Origin of the sequence: Candidatus Symbiopectobacterium sp. (genome assembly GCF_020054415.1) — a bacterium.
Lineage (GTDB): Bacteria > Pseudomonadota > Gammaproteobacteria > Enterobacterales > Enterobacteriaceae > Symbiopectobacterium.
The window spans coordinates 1-4,668 of the sequence record NZ_JAHWCO010000168.1; the positions used below are offsets into that span (position 1 = coordinate 1).

Below are 4,668 nucleotides of genomic sequence, written 5' to 3' on the forward strand. Positions count from 1 at the left end.
TCAGGTGGGTGAAGCCATGGCCATGGTCAAAGCGCTTAACCGGATCACGCTATTAGGAATGCCGAACAGTATTCGCATCACGTAACAATCGACCCGTATGGGGCGCAGTCGTTACAAGTTCTGATTTATTCAACAAAGCCCTCATCAGGATGTTATTTCGCAATCTCGACGCAAAATACCCGTGATACTCTGGCACCCTTGGGTGACAGGTTCAAGTCTGATAACTCAATACCATAGAAGAATAGCTGCCAAGCAAAAATGTGCTCAACCTATGGGGGGTAACCCGCGCTACCGCAGCCAGATCAGTGTCCGCACACCTCACAGTGTGGACTTTTGGGTAGCGTAATCGTGCGAAACTGTGTGGTCATGGCGTCATACAATACCAACCGACCGACGGCCGGTTCGCCAAAATGCGCCAGCAGTTTGATCGCCTCCATCGCCTGTAAGGCACCAATGATACCAACCAGCGGCGACATTACCCCAGCTTCGGCGCAGGTTAACGCGTTTTCACCAAACAGTCGGCTCAGGCAGCGGTAGCAGGGCTCTTTTTCACCGTAGGTAAACACGCTGATCTGACCTTCCATGCGAATGGCGGCACCAGAAACCAGCTGCGTTTTGCTGTGAAAACAAAAGCGGTTAAGACGATCACGTATCGCTACGTTGTCGGTGCAATCCAGTACCACCTTATGGCGGTTTACCAGCGCCTGCAAGGCTTCATCCGCCAGATCGTCGTTAATGCACTCGAGTGAAATATGGGGGTTAATCGCGGCCAGTTCCGTAGCGGCAGAGGTGACCTTCGCCATATCGATACGTGCATCGCGGTGCAAAACCTGGCGTTGCAGGTTGGAAAGCGCAACGGTGTCAAAATCCAGCAGCGTCAGATGTCCTGTGCCCGCCGCTGCCAGGTACTGTGCTGCGGCACAACCCAAGCCGCCTAACCCCACCACCAGTACGCTGGCCGCTTTCAGCACTTCCTGCCCATCGAAATCGAAGCCTTTCAGCATAATCTGGCGGTTGTAGCGCAGCATTTCGCTGTGGCTAAGCGCATCCTCACTCTCTGGTGCTTCGGGAGCGGTTGTTGACATCATCAGTCTCCCAGCAGGGCATTAAAGGGGTCGATTTCAACCCACTCTCCGGCGGCTACCGCACCGCGCTCGGCTTCCAATACGATAAAGCAGTTGCCAAGGCTGAATGAGCTGAAGATGTGCGAGCCCTGATGGCCCGTGGCCCTGACCTCCAACTCACCGTGATCGTTTCGGCTAACAATACCGCGTTGAAAATCGAGGCGGCCGGGGGTTTTCTTCAATGCCGAGGCCGCTTTTACTCGCTGGCGCGGCGGGAAGTGCCACTGGCTGTGGCCGGAAAGCTGCGCGATGAGCGGTTGCACCAATTGATAGAAAGTGACGGCAGCAGAGACCGGATTACCGGGCAGGCCGCAGAACAAGGCCTGACGCAGTTTGCCGAAGGCGAACGGCTTGCCGGGCTTGATCGCCAACTTCCAAAAATGGATGTTGCCAATATCGTCCAGAATCTGTTTGGTGTAATCGGCTTCTCCCACCGAAACGCCGCCGCTGCTGATGACCAAATCGGCCTCACTGTCGGCGCGTTGAAACGCTTCGCGCAGGGCTACCGGATCGTCGCGGATGATGCCGAGATCGAGAATATCGCAGCCAAGTTTTTCCAGCATCATGCGTACCGCAAAACGGTTGGTGTCGTAGATTTGCCCTGCCTGTAATGGCTGACCGATACGCTGTAACTCATCGCCAGTAGAAAATAGGGCCACGCGCAGACGGCGTATCACGGTGACATCAGCCACGCCCAGCGATGCCAGCAGCGGCAAACGGGCTGGCCCCAATGCGCTGCCTGCCGGTAGGACGCGCGCGCCGCGCTGAATGTCTTCCCCTGCCAGAAGGATATTTTGCCCCATCTTCACCGGATGCGTGAAACGCACGCCGTTAGCCTCTGCTTCGGCGTATTCCTGCATAATAACCGCCTCTGTCCCTGGCGGAACCGGTGCGCCGGTCATGATGCGGATACAACTTCCTGCGGGCCAGTCACCAACGAACGGGTTACCCGCAAAGGCTTTCCCTGCCACGGGCAGTAGTGCATCACCCTGTGCCAGATCGGCCATGCGTATGGCATAGCCATCCATCGCGGCATTGGTAAATGCGGGCACGTCGAGAGGGGAGGTAATATCGGTGGCGGTAATGCGGCCCGCAGCCTGTTCAAGAGAGACGATTTCGGTCTGCGCCAGCGGTGAAACCAGTGCCAGCATACGTTGCAGCGCTTGCTCAAGCGCGAGTAAACCTGAGGTAAATGCTTCCATGATGACTCCATTCGCCGACGTATTTGCGTCGGTAGATCGGGCAAAACGCGATACGGTGCACTGGGATTACGCCAGCAAAGTGAACGCTATTATGTCAGAGAACACCCTGCGGGTGAATGTGACAACGTCAAGGTTATGGCAGTAAAGCGCATCATCAGGGAGTAGTACCCTTTAAGTATCATGAGGTATAGACGGATTGATTATGTGCTGTAACGCAATGTTATAAGAGACATATTTTATTCATTGCACGGCAGTTTTATGCTAAACCTCCCTCAGTGTGCTAAATAAAAATAAAACCGTTTTTCAAACGGACTGATTCCGCTACACGTTAAACAAGGAGAGAAACAGTTCATGATATCCCATGCGCCCGTGCGTGAAGCGGCTGATACTACACTGATTCTGCCGGAACAGCAGATTCTGTAAGTGCGGTCACTCGGCCTGCGTTTTCACGCGCAGCGGGAGCCGGTATCAGTGATCCACGATCTCTCGTTGACGGTTGCTCGCGGTGAGACGTTGGCGATCGTCGGTGAATCTTGCTCTGGAAAATCGGTCACAGCGTTAGCGATCATGCGGTTGATCGAGCAGGCCGGGGGTGATATTTATCACGGTGAGATGCTGTTTCGCCGCCGTAACGGTCATATACTGGATGTCACAATGCCAGCCAGCGTGAGATGCGTCGTTTACGCGGTGCGGACATGGCGATGGTATTCCAAGAGCCAATGACCTCGCTCAATCCGGTGTTTCCAGTTGGAGAGCAGATTGCCGAGTCCATCCGTTTGCACCAAGGCATGTATGCGCGAGATGCGAAGGCAGAAGCGTTGCGCATGCTCGATCTGGTCAGAATTCCAGAAGCGAAAAGCGTGCTGGGTCGTTATCCACACCAGCTTTCCGGCGGTATGCGCCAGCGTATCATGATCGCCATGGCGCTCTCTTGTAAGCCAACATTGCTGATAGCTGATGAACCGACCACAGCGTTGGACGTCACTATTCAGGCACAGATTTTACAACTGATTCAGCTATTGCAGCGCGAAATGGCGATGGCCGTGATTTTCATCACCCATGATATGGGCGTGGTAGCGGAAGTGGCCGATCGCGTGCTGGTGATGAATAACGGCCACTGTGTCGAAACCGCCGGTGTGACCGAGATATTTGCCGCGCCGCAGCATGTGTATACCCGTGCATTGCTGGCGGCTGTACCGACGCTAGGCGAGACGCGCGGGCGTAGCGAACAGGCACCGTTTTCACTGCATCTCACCGACGCCCAAGGGCAGGCGATTGCCTCGCAAGCATCGGCCAGCAGGACACCGGCGAGCCTACCCGAACCGTCGATGCCTGTGTTGCAGGTGCGCGATCTGGTCACGCGATTTCCTCTGCGCCGGGGAATACTCAACCGCGTTACCCGTCAGGTACATGCGGTTGAGCACATCAGCTTCGATCTTTATTCCGGTGAGACGCTGTCGCTGGTCGGGGAGTCCGGCTGTGGAAAATCGACGGCAGCGCGCGCCTTGCTGCAACTGGTGCCGAGCCAGCGCGGCACTATTACCTTCGCCGGTGAGCGCATTGAAGGTCTGGGTAGCGAGGCGCTGCACCGGATACGCAGCAATATTCAACTGATTTTTCAGGACCAGAATGCGTCGCTGGATCCCCGTCTGACGATGTGTTTCTCGATCATGGAGCCGCTGTTGGTCCACAAGGTGATGGATAAGCAGGCTGCTGAAGTGCGGGTGGCGCAACTGCTCAAGCGGGTGGGGCTATTGCCAGAACATGCCGGACGCTATCCGCATGAGTTTTCTGGCGGGCAGAGGCAACGCATATGCATTGCGCGCGCACTGGCGCTAAACCCCAAAGTGGTGATCGCCGATGAGGCGGTGTCAGCGCTGGATGTCTCTATCCGTGCACAAATCGTCAACCTGATGACGGAATTGCAGCAGGAATACGGTATCGCTTTCCTGTTTATTTTTCACGATATGGCGGTAGTGGAGCTCATCAGCCACCGTGTTGCTGTGATGTATTTGGGACAGATTGTGGAAATCGGCCCGCGTCAGGCGATGTTTGAGAATCCTCAACATCCTTATATCGGCTTTGTTGAATAAATAGAACTTTTGGGTAATCATCGGAGCAGATCACCACAGTTGTTTCAAAATCAGGTCTCCATGGCAAAACAAAATTTTAAAATCACCAACTGGCCCTCTTATGACAAGGCCCTCAAGCAGCGCGGTTCTCTAACAGTATGGCTAGATGAATCAGCCATTGCTGCATGGACGGAAAAAAACACTACTGAACGGCGTGGAAGACCGCTCCACTACTCAGATATGGCCATCACCACAGTCCTGATGATGAAA

At 54.8% G+C, this 4,668-nt stretch carries 4 protein-coding genes and 2 pseudogenes; 4 read left to right on the plus strand and 2 right to left on the minus strand.

The window, feature by feature from the left end:
- Positions 1-85: pseudogene (locus tag QZ506_RS05080) on the plus strand (lipoprotein); the annotation flags it as partial.
- Positions 86-302: 217 nt separating this feature from the next.
- Here QZ506_RS05080 and moeB read toward each other — a convergent pair.
- The gene (gene moeB / locus QZ506_RS05085; RefSeq protein ID WP_291969515.1) at positions 303-1,085 is read right to left on the minus strand and encodes a molybdopterin-synthase adenylyltransferase MoeB; all 783 of its coding nucleotides are present in this window, start codon (positions 1,083-1,085) and stop codon (positions 303-305) included.
- Positions 1,086-1,087: 2 nt separating this feature from the next.
- Positions 1,088-2,326 (minus strand): molybdopterin molybdotransferase MoeA, encoded by a 1,239-nt coding sequence (gene moeA, locus QZ506_RS05090; protein WP_291969518.1) that lies wholly within the window; start codon positions 2,324-2,326, stop codon positions 1,088-1,090.
- Here moeA and QZ506_RS05095 point away from each other — a divergent pair.
- From QZ506_RS05095 to QZ506_RS05105, 3 genes and pseudogenes are all read left to right on the plus strand, one after another.
- The gene (locus tag QZ506_RS05095) at positions 2,325-2,471 is read left to right on the plus strand and encodes a hypothetical protein (RefSeq protein ID WP_291969520.1); all 147 of its coding nucleotides are present in this window, start codon (positions 2,325-2,327) and stop codon (positions 2,469-2,471) included. The two genes, moeA and QZ506_RS05095, sit on opposite strands and share 2 nt — an antisense overlap.
- A gap of 278 nt (positions 2,472-2,749) precedes the next feature.
- Positions 2,750-4,401, plus strand: a pseudogene (locus QZ506_RS05100) (dipeptide ABC transporter ATP-binding protein); the annotation flags it as partial.
- A gap of 78 nt (positions 4,402-4,479) precedes the next feature.
- Positions 4,480-4,668, plus strand: a 189-nt coding sequence (locus QZ506_RS05105) for a transposase (RefSeq protein WP_291969521.1), incomplete at its 3' end; no start/stop codon positions are given.